Here is a 22,238-nt window from a genome sequence, read left to right as displayed (position 1 = left end):
GGCGGGTGGTCACCCGCCGGGGCCTCGGCGCGGGTGGGTGCAGCCGCGTACGGTCGAGGCATGAGCATCCACGTGCCCGTCGCGCTGCGGCGAGCCGTGCTGTCCCTGACCCTCACCGAGGACGGCGCCGTCGGCGACCTGCAGACGCGCACCGACGGCGTCGTGCACACCGGCGTCGACGGGGACGAGATGCTCGTGCGCTGGCCCGAGCTGTTCCTCGCCGTGGCGCACGACGGCCCCGGTGAGCTCACCGCCGCCGAGACCTGCCGTCGCGTGGGCCGATGGCTGCGCCTGCGGATCGCCCTGCACGACCTCATGTCCCTGCCGGGCACGCCCCTGGAGGCCCGTGCGCGGGTCCTGGCGAAGGTGCGGCTGCGTGCCCTCCCTCCGGACCACCCCGTGCATCCCGGGCCGTCCTGGCCGCGCCGTGCGGTCCTGGGCGGTGCCCTCGACGTCGGTCTGGCGCTGCGCGGGGTCGACGACGACGGCCGCCCCGAGCACGAGGCGGTCGGAGTGCTTCCGGCGGGCGTGCTCATCGCTGCCGGCATCGACGTCTCCGAGGCGTCCATGCGTGCCGAGCGGCACCTGTCCGACATGGCCGTCCTGGCGTCCGAGCGGGTCCGCCGCGACACGACGTCGGTGCTGCGCCCCCTCGGCGACGCCGATGTCCTCACCCTGCTCGCCAGTGCGGAGCTGCGCGCAGCGCTCGTGGAAGGCCACGGGATGCGCACCGCTGCCGTGCCTGTGCGCAACCGAGGCTGGCTCGACCTCGGCCGCATCGACCCCGCGTTCGCGATCAGCGCCGCGGAGATCACCGAGCCTGACGAGCGGGGCTTCATCCGACCGGTCCTCATCACCAAGGACGAGGTCGCCCTCATCCGCAGCGGTGGCGACCCCGTGGCGCAGTCGCTGTCCGACCCGTCGCCCGAGGAGCTCGGCCACCCGCCGCGACGGCGCCTCGCCTGATCAGCCTCAGGCCTCGGCTGCGCCGTCCTGCTCGACCTGCTGCACGGCCCCCGCAGCCTCGTCCTCGCCTCCGGTGCGCACGTGCTCGAGCCGGGCCACCGTCTCCACCACGGCGCGCGAGACGTCCTGCGCGGTCAGCCCCAGCTCGCCGAGCACCGTCGCCCGCGTGCCGTGGTCGAGGAACCTGCGCTCGATGCCGAAGTCGCGGAAGGGGACGTCGACCTCGGCGTCGCGCAGCGCCTGGGCGATGCCCGACCCGATGCCGCCCGCGCGGCTGTTGTCCTCGACGCTCACCACCAGGCGGTGCTCGGCGGCGAGCCCGATCAGCGCGGCAGGCACCGGCACGACCCAGCGCGGGTCGACGACCGTCACACCGATCCCCTGCGCCGCGAGGCGGTCCGCGACCTCGAGGCAGAGCGGGGCGAAGGCACCCACCGACACGAGCAGCACGTCGCGCTCGTCGTCACGCCGCAGCACGTCGACGCCGCCGACCCGCTCGAGAGCCGGTACGTCGTCGCCCACGCCGCCCTTGGGGAAGCGCACGACCGTGGGGGCGTCCGACACCTCGACGGCCTCACCGAGCTCCTCGCGCAGGGTCGCCGCGTCGCGCGGCGCCGCGACGCGCACACCCGGCACCACGCCCATGATCGACATGTCCCACATGCCGTTGTGGCTCGCGCCGTCGTCGCCCGTCACCCCTGCACGGTCGAGCACGAACGTCACGCCGGCCTTGTGGAGGGCGATGTCCATGAGCACCTGGTCGAACGCCCGGTTGAGGAACGTCGCATAGACCGCGACGACCGGGTGCACGCCCGCGTACGCCATGCCCGCCGCGCTCGTGGCCGCGTGCTGCTCGGCGATCCCGACGTCGAAGGTGCGGTGCGGGAACTCGGCGCAGAACTTGTCGAGGCCGGTCGGCCCCATCATGGCCGCGGTGATCGCCACGACGTCGGGCCGACGGCGACCGATCTCGACGAGCTCGGAGGAGAACACCGACGTCCACGTGGTGCCCTTGGTGCCGAGAGGCTGACCCGTCTCGGGGTCGAGGATGCCGACCGCGTGGAACCGCTCGGCCTCGTCCTGCAGCGCCGGGGTGTACCCGCGCCCCTTCTCGGTGATGACGTGGACGATGACCGGGCCGGGGAACGAGCGCGCGCGACGGAGCGCGTGCTCGAGCGCGGGGATGTCGTGGCCGTCCACGGGGCCGATGTACTTCAGGCCCAGGTCCTCGAACATGCCCTGTGGAGCGACGACGTCCTTGATGCCCTTCTTGATCCCGTGCAGGGTCTCGTACATCGGAGGGCCGAGCACCGGCGTGCGGCCGAGCGCCCGCTTGCCGAAGTCGAGCACCCGTTCGTAGCTGCGGGCGGTGCGCAGGGTCGCGAGGTGGTGGGCCAGGCCGCCGATGGTCGGCGAGTACGAGCGCTCGTTGTCGTTGACCACGATGACGAGCGGGCGGTCCGGTGCCCCGGCGATGTTGTTGAGGGCCTCCCACGCCATACCGCCCGTGAGAGCGCCGTCCCCGATGATCCCGACGACGTGCCGGGCCTCGAGCTCCCCTGTCTGCTCGAAGCCCTTCGCGATGCCGTCCGCCCACGACAGCGCGGTCGAGGCGTGCGAGTTCTCCACGACGTCGTGCTCGGACTCCGCCCGGCTGGGATACCCGGAGAGGCCGCCGCCCTGGCGCAGGTCGTCGAAGTCCGCGAGCCGCCCGGTGAGCATCTTGTGCACGTACGACTGGTGGCCCGTGTCGAAGACGAGCACGTCCTGCGGCGACCGGAACACGCGGTGCAGCGCGATCGTGAGCTCGACCACGCCCAGGTTGGGTCCGAGGTGCCCGCCGGTGCGGGTGACCTTCTCGACGAGCGCCGCACGGATCTCGGCCGCGAGGTCGGGGAGGACCTCTGCGGGCAGCGCCCGCAGATCGTCCGGCGACCCGATCCGGGGCAGGAGGCTCATGGCCCGAGTCTAGGGAAGGCGGGCCTTCCCGGCCTCCCGACCGCCGGTGTCCGTGTCGCGATCGTCACCCTCAGCGGCCTGAGACGACATCCGCAAGACCCCGGCTCTCCCGGTGCACTCCCCCGGCCACGACACCCATCGGGTCGTCCAGGAGGGCGGCGAACGCGGACTCGGCGGCGCCGAGCAGCGTGGAGTCGTCGCCGAGCGCGGGGAGCGCGAGCACGACGTGCTCGGCCGGCGCGGCCAGGGCGCCCTCGACCGCGGCGTCCACCGCGTCGCGGGTCGCGGGGAGGATCTCCCGCAGCGAGCCTCCGAACACGATGACGTCGGGGTTGAAGATGTTCACGAGGTTGGCGACGCCCACGCCGAGCCAGCCGCCCACCGTGCGCAGACCCTTCCGGGCGTCCTTGTCGCCTGCCGCGGCGGCCTCGATGATTTGCGCGACCGAGGTTCCTTCGGGCGACCCTGCGGACAGCGCGACGGCGGGCTCGCCGATCTCGGTCTCCCAGCAGCCGATCGCACCGCACCGGCAGCCACGGCCACGGGGGTTCACGCGCATGTGGCCGATCTCGCCGCCGTAGCCCTGCGCGCCCATGAGCAGGCGGCCGTCGATCACGATGCCACCGCCGACGCCGACCTGGCCGGACAGGTAGATCACGTTGGAGGCGCCGACGGCGCTGCCCCGCTGGCGCTCGGCGACGGCACCGAGGTCGGAGTCGTTGCCGATGACGACCGGGACGGACAGGCCGAGCGCATCGGCCACGAGGTCTCCGAGCGGCACGTCCACCCAGCCGAGGTTGGGCGCGAACCGCACGAGACCGTCGGGCTGGCGCACGAGACCAGGCACGCCGACGCCGACGCCCACGAGCACGGAGTGCTGCGGTGCGGCCGCGAGCGCCTCGTGGCAGACCTGGACCGTCTCGCGCACGATGCGGTCCTCGCGCTGCTGCCCCTTCCGGAACGCGTGCTCGCGACGGTGCAGGACGTCGCCGCCGAAGCCGACGAGCGCGACGATCGCCCGGTCGACCCGGAGGTCGATGGCCAGGACGTACGCGCGCTCGCGGACCGGCTCGACGCCGTACGACGGCCGGCCGACGCCGCGACCGACCGGCTCGGTCTCCCGGACCAGGCCCGACGACACGAGGTCGGCGATCAGTCCGCCGACCGTGCTGCGGTTGAGCCCCGTGTGGCTGACGAGCTCGGAGCGGGAGGTCGACCCGTGGTCGTGCAGGAACCGGGCGAGCGCGGCCAGGTTGTGGCGACGCACCTCGTCCTGCGTGGCTCCTGCGAGCGACACGGGTCGAACCTCCCTCGGTGTTGCCGGACGGGCTGAACCTGCCCGGTCAGCCTCGACCGGTCGCAGCCGAGCGACGACGCGAGAGCGCATCGACGCCTGCCGCGAGGAGCAGCACGAAGCCGGTGACGATGTACACCACGGCTGCGGGCTGGTTGAGCAGACCCATGCCGTTGCCGACGACCGCGATGACGAGACCACCGATGATGGCGTCCGCCGGACGACCCTTGCCTCCGAAGAGGCTCGTGCCACCGATGACCGCTGCAGCCACGGCGAACAGGAGAGTCTCGCCGCCGCCTGTCGACGGGGTCACCGAGTTGACACGACTGGCCAGCACGATGCCCGCTATGCCCGCGATGGTGGAACACAGCACGAAGGCCAGAGTGCGCAGCAGCGGGACGTTGATGCCGGCGCGTCGCGCCGCCTCGGCGTTGCCGCCGATGGCATACAGGTGACGACCGAACGCCGTGCGCAGCAACAGGAACGTCAACGCGACGAGGAGCACCAGCAGGAGCACGACGACGATCGGGATCCCCTTGATCGAGCTCAGGGCGGAATTGCGGCTGCGCTCGAGGTTCAAGTAGAACACGCACAGTCCGAGCAGCAGGCCCAGGCAGCCCACCTTCACGGCCCAGACCGACGTCGACTGCGCGACGAGGCCCTTCGCGCGCCGCACGGCCATGGCCCGGTAGGTGAAGAAGGCGTACGCGGCCATGCAGACGACGAAGAGCACCCAGCCGAGCCACGGCGGGAGGGTGTTCGCCATGATCGCCAGGATCACGGGGCTGGAGATGCGGATGGTGCCGCCCTCGCCGATGAGGCCGAGCAGAGCGCCCTGCAGCGCCAGGAACATGGCCAGGGTGACGACGAATGAAGGGATGCCGATCCTCGACACCAGTGTTCCGATGACCAAGCCGATCACGGCGCCGACCGCGAGGCAGACGAGCACCCCGACGATCCACGACATCCCCCACCGCGTGGTGACGATGCCGAGCATGGCGCCGCACACTCCGGCGGTGAAGCCGGCGGACAGGTCGATCTCACCCAGCAGCAGGACGAACACCAGGCCCATCGCGATCACGATGATGGCCGCGCTCTGGACGATCAGGTTCGCGAAGTTGAACGGGTTCGTGAACGTGGTCGGCCGCAAAGCCGAGAAGACCAGAAGCAGCACGACGAGCCCGAGGATTGCGGGCAGTGGGCCGACGTCGCCGCCGCGCACGCGTGCGACATACTCACGGGCGGCAGCTGACAGCCCGTTGTCGGGCACCTCGGCCGCATTCTCGAGCTCCTTCTGGGTCAGGGACGTCTCGCTCATGACTCATCTCCCTGCTCGGCGGTCGGAGCGTCGATGTGCAGCTCGACCGGAACGACCTCGATGCCATCGCCGCTGGACGGTGCGAGCCCGCCGCCGGTGATCAGCTCGACCACCTGCGAGTGGGTCACATCCTTGGCCTGGACGTGCGCAGTGCAACGCCCGAGGTAGAGGACCGCGATGTCGTCGGCGACGGCGAGGACGTCGTTCATGTTGTGGCTGATGAGGATGACTGCGAGGCCGTTGTCGGCCAGGCGCCGCACGAGGCGCAGCACCTGCTCGGTCTGAGCCACGCCCAGGGCGGCCGTGGGCTCGTCGAGAATGACGAGCTTGGAGTTCCACAGCACGGCGCGGGCGATGGCAACCGTCTGACGCTGGCCCCCGGACAGGCTGGCGACCTTCTGTCGGACCGACTTCACCGTGCGCACCGACAGACCGGCGAGGGTGCTCTTGGCCCGCTCCTCCATGGTGATCTCGTCGAGCACGGCTGCCGAGGTCTCCTCGCGGCCCAGGAACATGTTCTGGACGATGTCGAGGTTGTCACACAGGGCGAGGTCCTGGTAGACGACCTCGATGCCGATGGCGTTGGCGTCCTTGGGGTTGGCGACCTCGACGGGCTGCCCCTCCCAGAAGTACTCACCGGAGTCGAAGGAGTAGATTCCCGCGATCCCCTTGATGAGGGTCGACTTGCCGGCGCCGTTGTCGCCGACGAGGGCGGTGACGCGACCCAGCCGGACGTCGAGGTCGACGTCCTTCAGCACGTCGACTGCACCGAAGCTCTTGTTGACCTTGCGCAGCGACAGCAGCGGCGGGCTGTCGGGCGACACGAACGCGTCGCCTGAGGTCGTCGTGACGGTCATGGCGCCTCTCGGTGAGGGAGTGAGTGAGAAGTGCGGTGGGTGTGGCGACGGGGGCCCGGTACAGGTGTACCGGGCCCCCGTCGTCGGTACTAGCTCAGACCGAGCTTGGCGCACGCGTCCGCGTAGTCGGCCGTGCAGACCTTCTCGACCGTGGTGTAGCCGGCATCGAACGGCGCCTTGATGTTCTCCTGCGTCACCCAGACGGGCGTGGCGAACACCGAGGGGACCTCGACGTTGGTGGTGCTGTCGGTGACCTTGCCGTTCACCAGCGCGTCAGCCGAGCCGTCGTCCTTCAGGATCGCGATGGCGAGGTCGGCCGCAGCCTTGGCCTCGACGTTGACGTCCTTGAAGACCGTGCCGCACTGGGTGCCGGCGATGACCCGCTGCAGGCCCTCGTCAGAGGCGTCCTGACCAGTGACCGGGACCTGGCCCGCGACCTTGTTGTTGGTCAGCACGGTGACGATGCCGCCCGCCATGGTGTCGTTGGCGGAGATGACGCCGTCGACCTTGCCGTCGTTCTGCGTGTACAGCTGCTCGAACGTGGTCTGCGCGACGGTGGCGTCCCACTTACCGGTCTGGTCGCCCACCAGCGTGTAGTCGCCGGAGTCGATCTTGGCCTTCAGGGCGCCCGCGTAGCCCTCCTTGAAGAGCGCGGCGTTGTTGTCGGTCGGGTCGCCGTTGATGAAGACGATGTTCGCCTTCGTCTTGCCCGCGGTGTCGAGGCACTTGATGAGGCCATCGCCCATGAGCTTGCCGACCTGGACGTTGTCGAACGAGACGTAGTACTTGGCCGAGCCGCCGAGCGTGAGGCGGTCGTAGTCGATCGACGGGATACCGGCGTCGAGCGCCTTCTTCTGGCACGCAGCGCCAGACTCGGAGTCGAGGTTCACGATCATCAGGACGTTGACGCCCTGGTTGATCATCGAGTCGCACAGGGTCGCGAACTTGCTCACGTCCTTGTCGGCGTTCTGGATGATCGCCTCGAAGCCGGCACCGGTGATGGCGGCATCGAGCGCCGGGCGGTCATTGTTCTCCCAGCGGGGCGACGAGGCCGCGTCGGGGAGGATGACGCCGACCTTGCCGCCGGCAGGGGCTGCGCTCGACGAGCTCTCGGCCGGGGCCGCGCTCGTGGTCGTGCCGCCATCGCTGCTGCTGCCACAGGCAGCCAGCAGGAGGGAAAGGGCCGCCGCACCAGCGATGGCCAGGTGACGCTTGCTCATTCTCGTCCTCTCTCGCACAGGTCCGCTGTGCATGAAGGGCCCGGGTTGAGCCACCCGGGAGGGAGCAGAACCGGTCGTCGGAGGACGCCCGGTGAATGTTGCCAGCGCGAACATATTCCCCCTGTGTGACCGAGGCCACCCCTACACGCAACAAAGTTCGTTGTGTCCGGTAACAATTTCGTCACGCGCCCGTCACCCGCTGTTCCCGAATGTCCGGATCGCCCCGGACTCCACCGATGACAGCGTTTGCATAGGGTCTGGGGCGGCGACCTACAGCCGCGGGGTCCACCGGCCGCCGAGCAGGGCGTCCTCCACCAGGGCGATCTCCCGCGAGGCGCGCGCCAGCCGGGCGCCCTCGGCCTCGAGCGCCCGCAGCGACTGGTCGAGCACCTCCGGGGCCACCCGCTCCCCCAGCTCGCGCCGCGCGGAGCCGTACGCCGACCGCGCGCCGGCGAGCGCGGACTCGATGTGGTGCGCGGCGAAGCGCACGAGCACGACGGGATGGCGGCGCAGCACGTCGTGGCCGCGGTACTCCGGCGGGCACTGGTCGAGCAGCCACCCGACGACGGAGTCCTCCCACCCCGGGGCGCCGGGAGGCAGCACGCCCGACGGCCAGCCGGGCGGGGCGAGGTCACGAACCACGCCGCGACTCTAGTGAGAGCGCACGACCGCACCCGGGCATGACGACGGCCCCTCACCTGGCGAGAGGTGGGGGCCGCCGTCGTCCGGGGGTGCTGCCTCCTAGGCGACCAGGGAGCGCAGCACGTACTGCAGGATGCCGCCGTTGCGGTAGTAGTCGGCCTCGCCAGGGGTGTCGATGCGCACGACGGCGTCGAACGCGACGACGCTGCCGTCGGCCTTGGCCGCCTGCACGGCGACCGTCGTCGGCGTACGGCCCTCGTTCAGCGCCGTGATGCCGGTGACCGAGTAGGTCTCGGTGCCGTCGAGTCCGAGCGAGTCGGCCGTCTCCCCCGCGGGGAACTGCAGCGGGAGGACGCCCATGCCGATCAGGTTCGAGCGGTGGATCCGCTCGTACGACTCGGCGATGACGACCTTCACGCCCAGCAGCGCCGTGCCCTTGGCGGCCCAGTCGCGCGAGGAGCCCGAGCCGTACTCCTTGCCCGCGAGGATCACGAGCGGGATTCCGGCGGCGGCGTACGACTGAGCGGCGTCGTAGATGAAGGTCTGCGGCGCGTCGGCCTGGGTGAAGTCGCGGGTGTAACCGCCCTCCACGCCGTCGAGCAGCTGGTTGCGCAGGCGGATGTTGGCGAACGTGCCGCGGATCATCACCTCGTGGTTGCCACGGCGCGAGCCGTACGAGTTGAAGTCCTTGCGCTCCACGCCGTGCTCGGTGAGGTACGTCGCTGCCGGCGTGCCGGCCTTGATGTTGCCCGCCGGGCTGATGTGGTCGGTCGTGACCGAGTCGCCGAGCTTGGCGAGGACTCGGGCGCCGTCGAAGTCGACGACCGGGGCCGGGGAGGCCGGCATCCCGTCGAAGTACGGCGGCTTGCGCACGTAGGTCGATTCGGCGTCCCAGGCGAACGTGTCGCCGGTGGGCGTCGGGAGCGACTGCCACTTCGCGTCGCCCGCGAACACGTCCGCGTAGCGGGAGGTGAACATCTCGGCGTCGATGCACTGGTCGACCGTCGACTGCACCTCGGCCGGCGACGGCCAGATGTCCCGCAGGAAGACGGGGTCTCCGTCCTGGTCGGTGCCGAGCGGCTCGTTGATGATGTCGATGTCCATCGTGCCCGCGATCGCGTAAGCGACGACGAGAGGCGGCGAGGCGAGGTAGTTCATCTTGATGTCGGGGTTGATGCGGCCCTCGAAGTTGCGGTTGCCCGACAGCACCGCGGACACCGCGAGGTCCTCGGCGTTGACGGCGGCGCTGACCTCCTCGGGCAGCGGGCCCGAGTTGCCGATGCAGGTGGTGCAGCCGTAGCCGACGAGGTCGAAGCCCATCTTCTCGAGGTACGGCGTGAGCCCCGCCTTGTCGTAGTAGTCGGTCACGACCTTGGACCCGGGGGCGAGCGTGGTCTTCACCCACGGCTTGCGGGTCAGACCCTTCTCGACCGCCTTCTTCGCCAGCAGCGCGGCACCCACCATCACGGACGGGTTCGAGGTGTTGGTGCACGACGTGATCGCGGCGATCGTGACGGCGCCGTGGCCGATCGTGACCTCCTCGCCGTCGATCGTGAACGTCGCGGTCCTCGCGGGCTCGGAGGTGTACGCCGGGAGTGCCTCGGCGAACCTCGTCTTGGCCTCGGAGAGGATCACGCGGTCCTGCGGGCGCTTCGGGCCCGCGAGCGACGGCACGACCGTGCCGAGGTCGAGCTCGAGGTACTCGGAGTAGACCGGCTCGTTGGCGGCGTCGTGCCAGAGGCCCTGGGCCTTGGTGTACGCCTCGACGAGCGCGACCTGCTCGGCCGTGCGGCCCGTCAGCTCGAGGTAGCGCAGCGTCTCGTCGTCGATCGGGAAGATCGCGACGGTCGAGCCGTACTCCGGGCTCATGTTGCCGATCGTGGCGCGGTTGGCCAGCGGCACCGCCGACACGCCCTCGCCGTAGAACTCCACGAACTTGCCAACCACGCCGTGCTTGCGGAGCATCTCGGTGATCGTGAGGACCAGGTCGGTGGCCGTGGTGCCCTCGGGCGCCTGGCCGGAGAGCTTGAAGCCGACGACGCGCGGGATGAGCATCGACACGGGCTGGCCGAGCATCGCTGCCTCGGCCTCGATGCCGCCGACGCCCCAGCCGAGCACGCCGAGGCCGTTGACCATCGTCGTGTGCGAGTCGGTGCCGACGCAGGTGTCGGGGTAGGCCTGACCGCCCCGCACCATCACGACGCGGGCGAGGGCCTCGATGTTGACCTGGTGCACGATGCCGGTGCTCGGCGGCACGACCTTGAACTCGTCGAACGCCGTCTGGCCCCAGCGCAGGAACTGGTAGCGCTCGCGGTTGCGCTCGTACTCGAGCTCGACGTTGAGGCCGACGGCCTCGGGCGAGGCGAAGTGGTCGGCGATGACGGAGTGGTCGATGACGAGCTCGGCAGGGGCGAGCGGGTTGATCTTGGCCGGGTCGCCGCCGAGGTCCTTCATGGCCTCGCGCATCGTGGCGAGGTCGACCACGCACGGGACGCCGGTGAAGTCCTGCATGATCACGCGGGCGGGCGAGAACTGGATCTCCTCGCTGGGCTCGGCGGACGGGTCCCAGCTGCCGAGCGAGCGGATCTGGTCGGCCGTGACGTTGGCGCCGTCCTCGGTCCGCAGGAGGTTCTCGAGGAGCACCTTGTGCGTGAACGGCAGCCGGGCCGAGCCCTCCACCGCGCCGACGCGGAAGATCTCGTACGTCGTGCCGCCGACCTCGAGGTCGGCGCGGGCACCGAAGCTGTCCTTGCTCGCCATGCCAGGGAGTCCTTCCGCCGTCGTGCCTTCTGGAACCGATCGCAATTTATCTTGACGTCAAGATACTTCATCGTACCGACCGGCACCACCCCCGGCACGCGGGGGTGCGCGCCTCAGGAGTGGTGCGGCAGCGGGCTCCCGTAGCGCAGCAGGTTGCCGTCGGGGTCGATGTACGCCCCCTCGCGGAGCCCGTAGTCGGTGTCGACGGGCGGCACGTGCCGGCCGGCCACGCCCGATGCGGCCCACTCCGCGTGCAGCGCGTCGGCGTCGTCGCAGTAGAGGTACGCCGACACGGCGTTCATGGTCGGGTCGAGATCGGGCAGCAGCGACACGTGCAGCCAGGCCTCGCCGCGGCGCAGGAAGCCGTAGGCGTGGCCGTCCTCGTGCGCCGACACCATGAACCCGAGGGCCCGGTAGCGCTCGAGCGAGGCCGGGACGTCCGCGCTCACGAGGACGGGGGCGGCCACCGACATGTCTCCAGCAACATGCTTCATGCGGCCACGCTACGCGGGCGGCGGCACGGAGGCAGCCGTCAGCGCGAAGGCGGCAGCAGGAGCGCGACCGCCTCGAGGTGGTGGGTCATCGGGAACAGGTCGAAGCCCTGGACCGAGGCGACCCGCCAGCCGGCCTGGACGGCGTGCCCGAGGTCGCGGCCGAGCGACGCCGGGTCGCACGCGACGTAGGCGATCGCGCGCGGCGCGCGGTCGAGGACGGCGTCCATCACCTCGGTTCCGGCCCCGCTGCGCGGCGGGTCGAGCACCACCAGGTCGGCGGAGTCGGACGCGGTCGGTGAGAGCAGCCAGCTCTCCACCGGCGCGGCGTGGATGCGGACGTTCGGGAGGTCGTGCAGGTTGCGGCGCGCGTCCGCGCACGCCTGCACCGACGCCTCCACGGCGTCGACCGAGCCCTCCTCGCCGAGGTCGGCGGCCAGCGCCCCGGCGAACAGCCCCACCCCGCAGTAGAGGTCGAGCAGGTGCTCACCGGGCTGCGGCGCGAGCAGAGCGCGCACGACGTCGACCAGCGTGTCGGCGGCGCCGGGGTGCACCTGCCAGAAACCGTCGGCGGCGACCCGCCACTCCCGGCCCGCGGCGTTCTCGCGAACCCAGCCACGGCCGCGAAGGCCGGGCACGTTGACATCGGCCGGGAGCCGCCGTCCCAGCTTGGCGGGCTCGACGACCACGGTGCGGTCGCCGCCGGAGGAGGCCACGACCTCGATCTCCTCCGCGCCGTCCCACGACTCGTGGGTCGCACCGATCGACTGGACGCCCGCCGAGGTCAGCGGGCACGGGTCCACCGCGTGGACCTCGTGCGAGCGGTGGCCGCGGAAGCCCGCCTTGCCGTTGGGCCCCACGGCGAACCGGACGCGCGTGCGCCACCCGAGGCCGCCTTCGTCGCCACGCACCGCCACGACGTCGACGCACTCCTCCAGCGGCACTCCCCCGAGCTCGGTGATCCCGCCGAGCCGTGCGAGCTGCTCGCGCAGAACGGTCGCCTTCAGAGCACGCTGAGCCGGCACGGACGCGTGCTGCCAGTCGCATCCGCCGCACCCGCCCGGTCGCGCGTGGGCGCACGGCGCCTCGACGCGGTCCGGCGACGGCGTGAGCACTGCCACCGCATCCGCCCGCACGAACCGGTTCTTCCTGCCGACGTCGGTCACCACGACCTCGACCTGCTCGCCTGGCAGGGCGTGCCGCACGAAGAGCACCTGGCCGTCGTGCCGAGCGACGCAGTGCCCACCGTGCGCGACCGGGCCGACCTCGACGACCAGCCTGTCGCCGGCGCGCATCATGAGCTCGGACCAGCGGTTCCTCGGACTCCGCCGTCCGGGTCGACGAACTCCGCCGAGACCACGGCGTCCTGGGTGACGGCGTCCGGCTCGCCCCTGCGCACGGCTCCGGCCGCGATGGGCTCCGGACGGTCGACGAGCCCCTCGGATGAGGCCAGCTGCCACGGGACCGCGCAGACCATGACGCCGGGCTGGAACAGGAGCCGGCTCTTGAGCCGCAGCGCGCTCTGGTTGTGCAGGATCTGCTCCCACCAGTGGCCGACGACGTACTCGGGCACGTAGACGATCACCAGGTCGCGCGGGCTGCTGCGCCGCAGGCCGCGGACGTGGTCGAGGATCGGGCGGGTGACCTCGCGGTACGGCGAGTCGAGCACCTTGAGCGGGACGGGGATCGCGCGACGGTCCCAGTCGGCCACGAGCCGAGCGGTGTCGGCCTCGTCGACGTCGACAGTGACGGCCTCGAGCGTGCTCGGACGGGTCGCCCGGGCGAACGCCAGCGCGCGCAGCGTCGGCTTGTGCACCTTGGACACCAGCACCACGGCGTGCACGCGGGCAGGAAGCGTGACCCGCTCGTTGTCCCCTGCTGCGAGCTCGACTCGGACCTGCGCGTAGTGGTTGTGGATGGCGCGCATGAGCAGGTAGATCAGGGGCATCGCGACGCAGACGATCCACGCGCCCTTCGTGAACTTCGTGACCAGGACGATGATGAGCACGCTTCCGGTCATCACGAAGCCGACTGCGTTGATCGCACGGCTGCGCAGGGCGGCCCGTCGCTCCCCCGCTGGCGGGTTCGCCCGCAGCAGGCGGTTCCAGTGCTTGATCATGCCGAGCTGGCTCAGCGTGAAGGAGACGAAGACGCCCAGGATGTACAGCTGGATGAGCGCGGTCACCTCGGCGCGGTACGCGATCACGAGGACGACCGCCAGGCCCGCGAGCACCACGATGCCGTTGCTGAAGGCAAGCCGGTCGCCACGCGTGTGGAGCTGCCTCGGGAGGTAGCCGTCGCGCGCGAGCACCGAGCCCAGCACCGGGAAGCCGTTGAACGCCGTGTTGGCCGCCAGCGCCAGGATGAGGGCGGTGGCGAACGAGACGTAGAGGAACCCGATCGTGAAGTCGCCGAACACGGCGTCCGCGATCTGCGCGATGACCGTCTTCTGCGCCTGGCCCTCCGGCAGCCCGATGAGGTCCCGGTCGAACTCGGTCACCCTTACCTGGGTGTAGAGCGCGAGCCAGGTGATCGCGGCGAACATGGTCATGGCGATCGCGCCCAGCATCAGCAGCGTCGTCGCAGCGTTCTTGCTCTTGGGCTTGCGGAAGGCCGGCACGCCGTTCGCGATGGCCTCGATACCCGTGAGCGCGGTCGTGCCGGACGAGAACGCCCTCGCGATGAGGAAGACCAGCGCCGCCCCCGCGAAGCTGCCCTCCGGGGTGATCACCCAGTCCGCGCTCTCGGCTCGCAGCACGTCACCCTGGGCGATGCGGTAGATCGCGTAGCCCACCATGCCGAAGATGCCCAGGACGAAGCCGTACGTCGGGATCGCGAACGCGAGCCCGGACTCCCGCACGCCTCGCAGGTTCATGAGCGTGATCACGACGATCACGGCGACGGCCCACTGCGTCTTGTGCTCGCCGATCACGCTGTACGCCGAGGCCAGGTTCGCCACCGCCGCCGAGATCGACACGGCGACCGTGAGGACGTAGTCGACGAGCAGCGCGCTCGCCACGAACACGCCCGCTCTCGCCCCGAGGTTGGTCGTGACCACCTCGTAGTCGCCGCCGCCGCTCGGGTAGGCGTGGACGTTCTGCCGGTAGGAGGCGACCACCACCGTGTAGATGACGATCACCATGAGGGCCACCCACGGCGCGAAGTCGTAGAGCACCACGCCGCCGAGGGACAGGACCAGGAGGATCTCCTGGGTGGCGTACGCGTTCGACGACAGGGCGTCCGAGGCGAAGACGGGCAACGCGATGCGCTTGGGCAGCAGAGTCTCGCCGAGCTGCTCGCTGGAGAGGGCACGGCCGACCAGGAGGCGCTTGGCGGAACCCGTCACATTGGACACGTCGGCACACCCTACGCGCCGTCCGGCCCACGGCGGCGGAGGTCCGGCGTGTAGCGTCTGCGAACGTGCACGTAGTGATCATGGGGTGCGGCCGCGTGGGGTCCGCGCTGGCCCACACCCTCAACGACGCCGGTCACTCGGTCGCCGTGATCGACCAGGAGACCTCGAGCTTCCGCAAGCTGCACCCCAGCTTCACCGGGACGACGATCACCGGGATCGGGTTCGACCGCGACCGGCTCGTCGAGGCCGGGATCGAGCGTGCCCACGCGTTCGCGGCCGTCAGCAGCGGCGACAACTCCAACATCCTCGCCGCGCGCGTCGCACGCGAGACCTTCGGCGTCGAGAACGTCGTCGCCCGCATCTACGACCCCCGCCGCGCCGAGGTCTACCAGCGCCTCGGCATCCCCACCGTCGCGAGCGTCGCGTGGCAGACCGACCAGATCCTGCGCCGGATCCTCCCCGAGGCCGTCGACGACGAGTGGCGCGACGGCTCCGGCAAGGTGGCGCTCACCCAGGTGCGCGCCGGCGAGGGCTGGATCGGCCACCGCATCACCCGGCTCGAGCGCGAGTCGCGCACCCGCATCGGCTTCATCACCCGCTTCGGCGAGGGACTGATCCCGGACACCGAGACGGTCGTGCAGGCCGACGACCTCCTGCACGTGCTGCTCGACCCGTCACGGCGCGCCGAGGTGCAGTCCGTGTTCGCCGCTGGGCCGGAGGGATCGGCATGAGGGTCGCCATCGCCGGAGCCGGCAAGGTGGGCCGCGCCATCGCCCGCGAGCTGCTCAGCAACTACCACCAGGTGCTGCTCATCGACCGCGACCCCGACAAGGGCCGCGAAGGCGTCGTGGCCGGAGCCGAGGTGCTGCTCGGCGACACCTGCGAGATCGCGGTCCTCGACGAGGCCGACCTCCCCGCGTGCCAGGTGCTCATCGCCGCGACCGGCGACGACAAGGTCAATCTCGTCGTGTCGCTGCTGGCCAAGACCGAGTACGGCGTGCCGCGCGTCGTGGCGCGCGTGAACCACCCCAAGAACGAGTGGATGTTCGACGAGGCGTGGGGCGTCGACGTCGCGGTCTCGACCCCCCGCATGCTCTCCGCGCTCGTCGAGGAGGCGGTGACCGTCGGCGACCTCGTGCGGCTGTTCACGTTCCGCCAGGGCGACGCCAACCTCGTCGAGATGACGCTGCCGGCGTCGGCTGGCGTGGTGGGCTCGCGGGTCGGCGACGTCACCTGGCCCGTCGACACCGCGCTCGTGGCGATCATCCGCGACTCTCGCGTGATCGCGCCGTCCCCGGACGACTCCCTCGAAGCCGGCGACGAGCTCCTCTTCGTCGCCTCGGACGAGCAGGAGTCCGCGCTCGAAGACCTGCTGGGCGACTGACCCACCCGCTCACCCTGATCAATCCGTCGTCTCCCGAGCCGGGAGGCGACGGATTCGTCAGTCCGAGGCGGGCTCGACCTCGGGCTCGAGCTCGGGGACGGGGGCCTCGCGGCGTGCGCGGGTGATGACGCGGAACGAGAGGTACGCCGCCAGGGCGAACAGCGGCCAGCCCATGAACAGCTTGGCCGTGCCCAGCGCGCCCACCGCGCCGGCGAGGTAGAGCGGCACCTGCACGAGCAGCCGACCCGCGAACACCGCCACGAAGAACCAGGTGGCGAGCGCATACGCGCGGCGCTGCTCGGGGACGCGGCGCCAGCCGGTGACGTCACCGGTTGCCGCGCCGACGGCGTACCCCAGCAGGGGGTGGCCGACCAGGCAGGAGATCGCGAGCGCAGTGCCGTAGGCGACGTTGATGAGGAGGCCCGGCAGGTAGAAGTCCTCGGCGTTGCCGGTGCGGCTGGCGAACCAGGCGCAGAAGGCGACGCCGATGAAGCCCGACAGCACCTGCTGCAGCGACTGGCGGCGCACGAGGCGCAGCACCGCGATGAGGGCCCCGGCTACCACGGCCCCCCACACCGCAGGCATCAGCTGCTGGCCGGTGACGAGGAAGACCACGAGGAAGACGAGCGACGGCAGCGAGCCGTCGATCAGCCCGCGCCAGCCGCCGATCGCGTTGGCCATGAGCTGCTCGGTGGTGGCGTCGCCCGGCCTGCCGGTGCCGCCCTCGAGGTGCAGTGCCTCGGCCAGCGCGTGGTGGTCGGCGTCCGGTGCGGCGGACGCGTCGTCGGAGGTGCTCACGTCACTCCGCCGACGACGGCACGAGCTCGTACCGCGGGTTGACCATCGTGCGGTCGCCGTCGCGGACGATCGCGCGGCCGTGCACCACGACGTGGCGTCCGGGCGTGATCCCCGGGATCCGGCGTCGGCCGAGGAACAGCAGGGTGAGGCGTCCGGTGCCGTCCCAGAGCTCGGCCTCGACGGCGGGTGCCTTGCCTACCGGCCGGAGCGTGACCGAGCGGAGCCGGCCGGACACGGTGCTGACGCAGCCGCCCTGGCAGTCGCGGACGAGGGTCGCGCCCTGCGCGGTGGCCTCGGTCTCGAGGCGGTCGGCATCGACCTCGGCCTGCGTGCGCAGCAGGCGAGCGAAGGGGCCGCGACGGCTGCTGCTCACCTGCCCAGGCTAACCCGCGACGCCCAGCCCTGCCGCGCAGGCTGCACGACCGGTGCCAGGATCGTCCCGTGCCCTCTACTCCGCCCGTCGCGCTGCTGGTGCACGGGTCGGGGTCCGCGCCCGATGCTGCGCGACGCCTCCTCGGTGCGGCGGCCCCCGGCTGGGTCCACGAGGCACCGTACGCGCGCGGCACGCTGGAGGACGTCGTGGCCACGATCCGGTCCGCCGTCGGCCGCGTCGAGGCCTCCGGCCGCACCGTCGACCTGGTGGGGGGCATCTCGCTGGGCGCCCACGCCGTGGCGCACTGGGCCGCGGAGCAGCCGGGCATGGCACCCGACCTGGTGCTGGCGATGCCGGCGTGGACCGGTGAGCCCGACGGCGTCGCCGCCCTCACCGCCGCGAGCGCCGACGAGATCGAGCGCGACGGCGTCGGCGGGATCCTGGCGCGGCTGCAGGCCGTGGCCGGCCACGACTGGGTCGTAGACGAGCTCGTGCGGTCGTGGTCGGACGCCGATCCGCAGGCCCTTGCCGCGTCGCTGCGCGCGGCCGCCGCGAGCGCAGCCCCCACCCTCGACGAGCTCGCGCGCATCCGGGCGCGCACGGTGGTCGTGGCGCTCGCGGACGACCCGCTCCACCCGGCCGCCGTCGCGGAGGCGTGGGCGGACGCGATCCCCCGGGCTCGGCTCGTCGTCGTGCCGCGCGATGCACCCGGCACCGACCGCGGCGCCCTCGGCCGGGCGGCGCGCGCGGTGCTGGACCGCTAGCGGATTTCGGTGATCTCCGGGCCGCGCACGGGCGGGGGCAGGGGGGTGCGGCGGTCGGGAGCGGCGTCGTCCTCGTCGCCCTCCGCGTCTGCTCCGCCGGTCTGGGACATGCCGTCCGGCAGCGCGGTCGGCACGTTCAGCGGGAGCGCGTCGCCGGGGGCCATGGCCTCGTCGCCGCGGACCACGACGGTCGCCCGGAGGACCGCCTCGAGCGGCGCCGCAGCAGCGGCGTCGCGCGCACCGCGGCCGGTGAACAGTCCGCGCAGGAACCATCGGGGCCCGTCCACCCCGACGAAGCGGACCGGCTGGGAGACCTGCTTGCCGTCGGGGCCCTGCAGCGAGAGCGTCGCGCGCAGCTCGGGGCCGAGCGGTCCGTCGACCTCGTCCACCGTGCCGTTGCCCGCGAGGTTGTTGCGGATGTCGCGGCGTACGTCGTCCCAGATGCCCTCGGTGCGCGGGGCCGCGAAGGCGGTCAGCTGCATCGCGGAGTCGCCGGACACGATCGTGACGGCCATGACGTTCTGGGTGGCCTCATCGACCTCGAGCCGGATCTCCATGCCCTCGGCGCCGGCGACGCGCAGGCCACCGAGGTCGAGGCGGGTGAGCCCGTCGTCCGGCACCTCGGAGGTGTCGAACGGACCGCCCGAGCGGTCGACGACAGGGGCCGCCGGCTCGTCGGCCTCGTCGGTCTCATCGGACTCGAGCTCGGCGTCGAGGCCGTCCTCGAGCACCTCGTCGGCGGACGGCGTGTCCTGACCCTTGCGGCGACGGAACACCGGGACTCCTTCAGCTGGCATGGACGGGGCGGGCGCCCCGGACGATTGTGACGCTAGCGGCCGGACGAGCCGAATCCACCCTCGCCGCGGTCCGAGCCCGGCAGCCTCTCGACCTCGTGGAACACCGCGTGCTCCACCCTCTGGACGACGAGCTGGGCGATGCGGTCACCGCGGTGCAGCACGACCGGCTCCCGCGGGTCGAGGTTCACCAGCGAGACCTTGATCTCACCGCGGTACCCGGCGTCGACCGTGCCGGGGGCGTTGACGAGGGACACGCCGTACTTCACCGCCAGGCCCGAGCGCGGATGCACGAAGGCTGCGTAGCCGTCCGGGAGCGCGATGGCGATCCCGGTCGGCAGCAGGACGCGCTCCCCCGGCGCGACCTCCGCGTCGAGGGTCGTGACGAGGTCGACGCCCGCGTCGCCGGGGTGGGCGTACGCGGGCGCGGGCACGCCGGGGTCGAGGCGCTGCAGCAGCACGTCGACGGCATGCGGGGGCCGGGGCGCGGTCGTCACGGGTTCACCTCGAGGTTCTCGACGCTACGTCGTACCGCACGGTCCTCGCGCGCCTTCGCGACGTCCTCGGGGCGCCCGTTGGACGTGAAGTGCTCGATCGGCACCTGGATGAACAGCGCCGCCGCGGTCAGCGCCACCGGGCCGTCGGCAGAGCCGAGGCGGCCGACCGCCTTGGTGAAGACCTTGCGGCCCTTGACGCCGACGACCTCGGCGCGGATGTGCAGGGTCGAGCCGACCGGCACCGGACGCCGGAAGTCGGTCTCGAGCCGCCCGGTCACGGCCGGCGCCGACAGCAGCCAGTTGAGCGACCCCAGCGCGTCGTCGAACGCGGCGGTCAGGAGGCCGCCGTGCGCGAGCCCGGGGGCGCCCTGGTGGTGCTCGGACACGGTGAAGGAGCCGGTGAGCGAGAGCCCCTCCCCCGCGATCACCTCGAGCCGGAGGCCGGCGTCGTGGTCGTCGCCGCAGACGAAGCAGCGGGTGTAGTGGCTCGGGATCGGCTGGCCGGGCGCCGGCGCGTTCGGGTTGCGCTCGGGCAGCACGGCGTCCGCGGGCGGTGTGGTGGGCAGCAGCCCACCGCGCGAGGGGATCGCGGCGTCGCTCGTCACGTCGGCGACCCTACCCGTCGGGCGCCCGCGCCAGCCGTGGCAGGCTCGGGTCATGGCCAGCACCCAGCCGACCGCCGAGGGCCTCGACGGCAGCGTCGTCGCCTACCGGGAGCGGCTGCACGCGCCGTGGTGGATGTGGCTGCTCGGCACCGTGCTCATGCTCACCCTGGGCGTCGCCTACGGGTTCCGCCTCGGCGCGGTCGCAGGCGTCATCACGTTCGTCGTCGCCGAGGCCGTGCTTGCTGCGCTGCTGCTCGTCACCGCGCCCCTGGTCGTCGTCGACGACGCCGTCCTGCGCGCCGGACGCGCCCGCCTCCCGCTCCGGCACGTCGGCCGCGTCGCGGTCTTCGACGCCGCGCGCACCCGCGACGCCCGCGGCACGCGGGGCGACAAGCGTGCCTACCTCTGCCTGCGCGGGTGGGTCCCGGCCTCGGTGCTCGTCGAGGTGGACGACCCCGACGACCCGCACCCGTACTGGCTCGTCTCGACCAGACGGGGCCGGGAGCTCGCGCCTGTCCTCGCAGCCGCACGCGATGCGGCGCGCGACGTGGCAGGCTGACCCCGACCGCACCACCTGCACCGGAGGGACCCATGTCCGACGACCTCGAGCTCCCCGCCCTGGACGACGACGACCTCGTCGAGGTGTCGACCGCGCTCAAGATCGCCGCACCAGTGCTCGCCCTCGGTGCCGGCTGGCTGGTGCGCAAGGCCCTCGACGGCGTCTACCAGAAGACCACGGGTGCCGCTCCGCCCAAGGCCGCGGACCGCGAGGTCAACATCGGCCGCGTGCTCGTGTACGCCGCCGCCACCGCCGTCGCGATCGCCATGGTCAACGTGGCGATCGACCGGATGACCGCCCCGAAGCACCGGTCGATCTCCGCCTAGCGGGACGTGGGCGGCTCGATCATCGGTGCCGCCGCCGCGGCGGAGCGCTCGGCCGCGACCCGGCTCAGGTCCGCGCGCAGCACGTCGCCGAGATGCTTGGTCTCGCGGTGGTTCACGCGGGCGCCGACCACCGCACCGATGAGGAACGGCACCACGGTGCCGAGGTTGCGCGCGAACCTGCCGAGCATCCGCTTCGCGAGCTGCTGCCGACCGGCGATGCCGAGGACGTTGGGGATCGTCCACGGCCGCATGGGGTCGAGGCCGCGACGGCTCGCCCACGCGCCGGTGAACGCGATCGCCCGCTGGGTGCCCGTGCCCTCGACGGGGATGCCGTAGACGGCGTGCAGCTCAGCGGTGAGCTTCACCTCCACCGCCGCCACGGCGAGGGTCTCGACCACCACCTCGAGGGGGACGGCCACGAGCACCGGCATCGCCGCCCACTCCGCCGCCGCCACCGCCCCGCCCGCCGCTCCGATCCCCGCGGTCGCGCGCTGGGCGTTGCGGACGAGGGCATCGGCGAGGGCGTCGCCCGTCAGGCCCTTGTGGTGCTGGGTGAGGGTCTCGAGGTCGCGGACCGGGATGTGCGGCGCGGCCTCGAGCAGGAGGTCGGCCATGTACTTGCCGCTCCCCACGGCCTTGAGGCCGGCCTCCTTCGCGCGGGCCGCGGTCACCTGGGAGAGCCGGCCGAGGACGGCAGCGCGGTCGCGGCGGGTGGCGTCGGAGTCGGAGAGCCGGGTGACGAGGTCGGCCACCTCGCGACCGTCGTCCGGCGCTGGCTGCTGCGGGTCGCTCATGCTTCAGCCTCGCACGTCCCGGGTGGTGCTGCCGTGCCTAGGCGCAGTCGCGGCACACGGGCCCGTCGGCGGTCTCCTTGGCCAGCTGGCTGCGGTGGTGCACCAGGAAGCACTTCACACAGGTGAACTCGTCCGCCTGCCGCGGGATCACCCGGACGGTGAGCGACTCGTCCGACAGGTCCGCGCCGGGCAGCTCGAGGTTCTCGGCGAGCTCGACCTCGTCCACGTCGACGCTGGAGGCGGCCTTGGTGGCGCGCTGCGCCTTCAGCTCCTCGAGGGAGTCCTCGGCGAGCTCGTCGTCGGTCTTGCGGGGTGCGTCGTAATCGGTTGCCATCAGTCAGTCTCGTCCTCTACGCGTGCGGTCCGTGCCGTGCCCGACGTCGTCCTCCGGGACGCAGCGGGGGTGCTGCAGCGGCCCAAACAGCGCTGACGCGCGGAATCATCCCAGCCGGCGCGAGGCTCCGTACGCGGAGGTGGTGGGA

Annotated in this window: 23 protein-coding genes; 6 read left to right on the top strand and 17 right to left on the bottom strand. The window is 71.9% G+C overall.

Going from position 1 to position 22,238, the window contains the following annotated elements:
* Positions 1-60: 60 nt before the first annotated feature.
* Complete coding sequence (locus tag ACFQGU_RS10290) at positions 61-966, top strand: hypothetical protein (protein WP_386766335.1); 906 nt, start codon at positions 61-63, stop codon at positions 964-966.
* A 6-nt stretch (positions 967-972) separates the two neighbouring features.
* Here ACFQGU_RS10290 and dxs read toward each other — a convergent pair whose 3' ends face one another.
* From dxs to ACFQGU_RS10240, 10 genes are all read right to left on the bottom strand, one after another.
* A complete protein-coding gene (gene dxs / locus ACFQGU_RS10285; RefSeq protein WP_386766334.1) occupies positions 973-2,925 on the bottom strand; it encodes a 1-deoxy-D-xylulose-5-phosphate synthase in 1,953 nt (650 codons plus the stop codon).
* Positions 2,926-2,995: 70 nt separating this feature from the next.
* Positions 2,996-4,222 carry an ROK family protein gene (locus ACFQGU_RS10280; protein WP_386766332.1) on the bottom strand — a complete coding sequence of 409 codons (1,227 nt, stop codon included), beginning with the start codon at positions 4,220-4,222 and terminating at the stop codon, positions 2,996-2,998.
* 46 nt (positions 4,223-4,268) lie between these two features.
* Positions 4,269-5,537 carry a sugar ABC transporter permease gene (locus ACFQGU_RS10275; protein WP_386766330.1) on the bottom strand — a complete coding sequence of 423 codons (1,269 nt, stop codon included), beginning with the start codon at positions 5,535-5,537 and terminating at the stop codon, positions 4,269-4,271.
* The gene (locus ACFQGU_RS10270) at positions 5,534-6,394 is read right to left on the bottom strand and encodes an ATP-binding cassette domain-containing protein (RefSeq protein ID WP_386766328.1); all 861 of its coding nucleotides are present in this window, start codon (positions 6,392-6,394) and stop codon (positions 5,534-5,536) included. Before ACFQGU_RS10270 ends, ACFQGU_RS10275 begins: the two co-directional genes overlap by 4 nt.
* A gap of 89 nt (positions 6,395-6,483) precedes the next feature.
* Positions 6,484-7,614, bottom strand: a complete 1,131-nt coding sequence (locus ACFQGU_RS10265) for a sugar ABC transporter substrate-binding protein (protein ID WP_386766326.1) — start codon at positions 7,612-7,614, stop codon at positions 6,484-6,486.
* Positions 7,615-7,884: 270 nt separating this feature from the next.
* Positions 7,885-8,256, bottom strand: coding sequence for a hypothetical protein (locus ACFQGU_RS10260; RefSeq protein ID WP_386766324.1), 372 nt, complete (start codon positions 8,254-8,256; stop codon positions 7,885-7,887).
* A 99-nt stretch (positions 8,257-8,355) separates the two neighbouring features.
* Complete coding sequence (acnA, locus tag ACFQGU_RS10255) at positions 8,356-11,016, bottom strand: aconitate hydratase AcnA (protein WP_386766322.1); 2,661 nt, start codon at positions 11,014-11,016, stop codon at positions 8,356-8,358.
* Positions 11,017-11,129: 113 nt separating this feature from the next.
* The gene (locus ACFQGU_RS10250) at positions 11,130-11,510 is read right to left on the bottom strand and encodes a bleomycin resistance protein (protein ID WP_386766320.1); all 381 of its coding nucleotides are present in this window, start codon (positions 11,508-11,510) and stop codon (positions 11,130-11,132) included.
* A 38-nt stretch (positions 11,511-11,548) separates the two neighbouring features.
* A complete protein-coding gene (locus tag ACFQGU_RS10245) occupies positions 11,549-12,805 on the bottom strand; it encodes a class I SAM-dependent RNA methyltransferase (protein ID WP_386766318.1) in 1,257 nt (418 codons plus the stop codon).
* Positions 12,802-14,862, bottom strand: coding sequence for an APC family permease (locus ACFQGU_RS10240; protein WP_386766316.1), 2,061 nt, complete (start codon positions 14,860-14,862; stop codon positions 12,802-12,804). The genes ACFQGU_RS10245 and ACFQGU_RS10240 overlap by 4 nt, the downstream gene beginning before the upstream one ends.
* Before the next feature lie 65 nt (positions 14,863-14,927).
* On the opposite strand from ACFQGU_RS10240, the gene ACFQGU_RS10235 reads away from it, so the two are divergent.
* On the top strand, positions 14,928-15,593 hold the full coding sequence (locus ACFQGU_RS10235; RefSeq protein ID WP_386766314.1) for a potassium channel family protein: 666 nt from the start codon (positions 14,928-14,930) through the stop codon (positions 15,591-15,593).
* On the top strand, positions 15,590-16,246 hold the full coding sequence (locus ACFQGU_RS10230; protein WP_386766312.1) for a potassium channel family protein: 657 nt from the start codon (positions 15,590-15,592) through the stop codon (positions 16,244-16,246). The genes ACFQGU_RS10235 and ACFQGU_RS10230 overlap by 4 nt, the downstream gene beginning before the upstream one ends.
* A 57-nt stretch (positions 16,247-16,303) precedes the next feature.
* On the opposite strand, the gene ACFQGU_RS10225 is transcribed toward ACFQGU_RS10230, so the two are convergent.
* The gene (locus ACFQGU_RS10225; RefSeq protein WP_386766310.1) at positions 16,304-17,044 is read right to left on the bottom strand and encodes a DUF3159 domain-containing protein; all 741 of its coding nucleotides are present in this window, start codon (positions 17,042-17,044) and stop codon (positions 16,304-16,306) included.
* A 1-nt stretch (position 17,045) separates the two neighbouring features.
* Positions 17,046-17,417: an OB-fold nucleic acid binding domain-containing protein gene (locus ACFQGU_RS10220; protein ID WP_386766308.1), complete on the bottom strand. Its 372-nt coding sequence runs from the start codon at positions 17,415-17,417 to the stop codon at positions 17,046-17,048.
* A 68-nt stretch (positions 17,418-17,485) separates the two neighbouring features.
* On the opposite strand from ACFQGU_RS10220, the gene ACFQGU_RS10215 reads away from it, so the two are divergent.
* The gene (locus ACFQGU_RS10215) at positions 17,486-18,181 is read left to right on the top strand and encodes an alpha/beta hydrolase (protein WP_386766306.1); all 696 of its coding nucleotides are present in this window, start codon (positions 17,486-17,488) and stop codon (positions 18,179-18,181) included.
* Here the strand turns inward: ACFQGU_RS10215 and ACFQGU_RS10210 are convergent.
* From ACFQGU_RS10210 to ACFQGU_RS10200, 3 genes are read right to left on the bottom strand one after another with little or no spacing between them, the layout of a single operon-like run.
* Positions 18,178-18,957 (bottom strand): DUF3710 domain-containing protein, encoded by a 780-nt coding sequence (locus ACFQGU_RS10210; protein WP_386766304.1) that lies wholly within the window; start codon positions 18,955-18,957, stop codon positions 18,178-18,180. The genes ACFQGU_RS10215 and ACFQGU_RS10210 overlap by 4 nt on opposite strands.
* A 53-nt stretch (positions 18,958-19,010) precedes the next feature.
* Positions 19,011-19,472, bottom strand: a complete 462-nt coding sequence (gene dut, locus ACFQGU_RS10205; RefSeq protein ID WP_386766303.1) for a dUTP diphosphatase — start codon at positions 19,470-19,472, stop codon at positions 19,011-19,013.
* Positions 19,469-20,077, bottom strand: coding sequence for a PaaI family thioesterase (locus tag ACFQGU_RS10200; protein WP_386766301.1), 609 nt, complete (start codon positions 20,075-20,077; stop codon positions 19,469-19,471). The genes dut and ACFQGU_RS10200 overlap by 4 nt, the downstream gene beginning before the upstream one ends.
* A gap of 52 nt (positions 20,078-20,129) precedes the next feature.
* On the opposite strand from ACFQGU_RS10200, the gene ACFQGU_RS10195 reads away from it, so the two are divergent.
* Positions 20,130-20,636, top strand: coding sequence for a DUF3093 domain-containing protein (locus tag ACFQGU_RS10195; protein ID WP_386766299.1), 507 nt, complete (start codon positions 20,130-20,132; stop codon positions 20,634-20,636).
* Between the two features lie 32 nt (positions 20,637-20,668).
* On the top strand, positions 20,669-20,962 hold the full coding sequence (locus ACFQGU_RS10190) for a DUF4235 domain-containing protein (RefSeq protein ID WP_386766297.1): 294 nt from the start codon (positions 20,669-20,671) through the stop codon (positions 20,960-20,962).
* On the opposite strand, the gene ACFQGU_RS10185 is transcribed toward ACFQGU_RS10190, so the two are convergent.
* Together ACFQGU_RS10185 and ACFQGU_RS10180 are read right to left on the bottom strand one after the other, a co-directional pair.
* The gene (locus ACFQGU_RS10185) at positions 20,959-21,756 is read right to left on the bottom strand and encodes a hypothetical protein (protein ID WP_386766295.1); all 798 of its coding nucleotides are present in this window, start codon (positions 21,754-21,756) and stop codon (positions 20,959-20,961) included. The genes ACFQGU_RS10190 and ACFQGU_RS10185 overlap by 4 nt on opposite strands.
* A 37-nt stretch (positions 21,757-21,793) precedes the next feature.
* Entirely contained in the window at positions 21,794-22,090 is a 297-nt protein-coding gene (locus tag ACFQGU_RS10180) for a DUF4193 domain-containing protein (protein ID WP_386766293.1), read from the bottom strand.
* Between the last annotated feature and the right edge of the window lie 148 nt (positions 22,091-22,238).

This window comes from Longivirga aurantiaca, from assembly GCF_042660085.1.
GTDB lineage: Bacteria > Actinomycetota > Actinomycetes > S36-B12 > CAIYMF01 > Longivirga > Longivirga aurantiaca.
The sequence above is the reverse complement of the archived record's forward strand: the minus strand, read 5'-3'. Positions and strand labels throughout refer to the sequence as shown.

Excerpts from the sequence above, each read along its gene's own strand:
- ACFQGU_RS10230 (WP_386766312.1), top strand. The coding sequence starts at position 15,590 with ATGAGGGTCGCCATCGCCGGAGCCGGCAAGGTGGGCCGCGCCATCGCC.
- ACFQGU_RS10190 (WP_386766297.1), top strand. The coding sequence starts at position 20,669 with ATGTCCGACGACCTCGAGCTCCCCGCCCTGGACGACGACGACCTCGTC.
- ACFQGU_RS10290 (WP_386766335.1), top strand. The coding sequence starts at position 61 with ATGAGCATCCACGTGCCCGTCGCGCTGCGGCGAGCCGTGCTGTCCCTG.
- dxs (WP_386766334.1), bottom strand. The coding sequence starts at position 2,925 with ATGAGCCTCCTGCCCCGGATCGGGTCGCCGGACGATCTGCGGGCGCTG.
- ACFQGU_RS10265 (WP_386766326.1), bottom strand. The coding sequence starts at position 7,614 with ATGAGCAAGCGTCACCTGGCCATCGCTGGTGCGGCGGCCCTTTCCCTC.
- ACFQGU_RS10180 (WP_386766293.1), bottom strand. The coding sequence starts at position 22,090 with ATGGCAACCGATTACGACGCACCCCGCAAGACCGACGACGAGCTCGCC.
- ACFQGU_RS10195 (WP_386766299.1), top strand. The coding sequence starts at position 20,130 with ATGGCCAGCACCCAGCCGACCGCCGAGGGCCTCGACGGCAGCGTCGTC.
- ACFQGU_RS10270 (WP_386766328.1), bottom strand. The coding sequence starts at position 6,394 with ATGACCGTCACGACGACCTCAGGCGACGCGTTCGTGTCGCCCGACAGC.
- acnA (WP_386766322.1), bottom strand. The coding sequence starts at position 11,016 with ATGGCGAGCAAGGACAGCTTCGGTGCCCGCGCCGACCTCGAGGTCGGC.
- ACFQGU_RS10250 (WP_386766320.1), bottom strand. The coding sequence starts at position 11,510 with ATGAAGCATGTTGCTGGAGACATGTCGGTGGCCGCCCCCGTCCTCGTG.
- ACFQGU_RS10275 (WP_386766330.1), bottom strand. The coding sequence starts at position 5,537 with ATGAGCGAGACGTCCCTGACCCAGAAGGAGCTCGAGAATGCGGCCGAG.
- ACFQGU_RS10185 (WP_386766295.1), bottom strand. The coding sequence starts at position 21,756 with ATGAGCGACCCGCAGCAGCCAGCGCCGGACGACGGTCGCGAGGTGGCC.
- ACFQGU_RS10245 (WP_386766318.1), bottom strand. The coding sequence starts at position 12,805 with ATGATGCGCGCCGGCGACAGGCTGGTCGTCGAGGTCGGCCCGGTCGCG.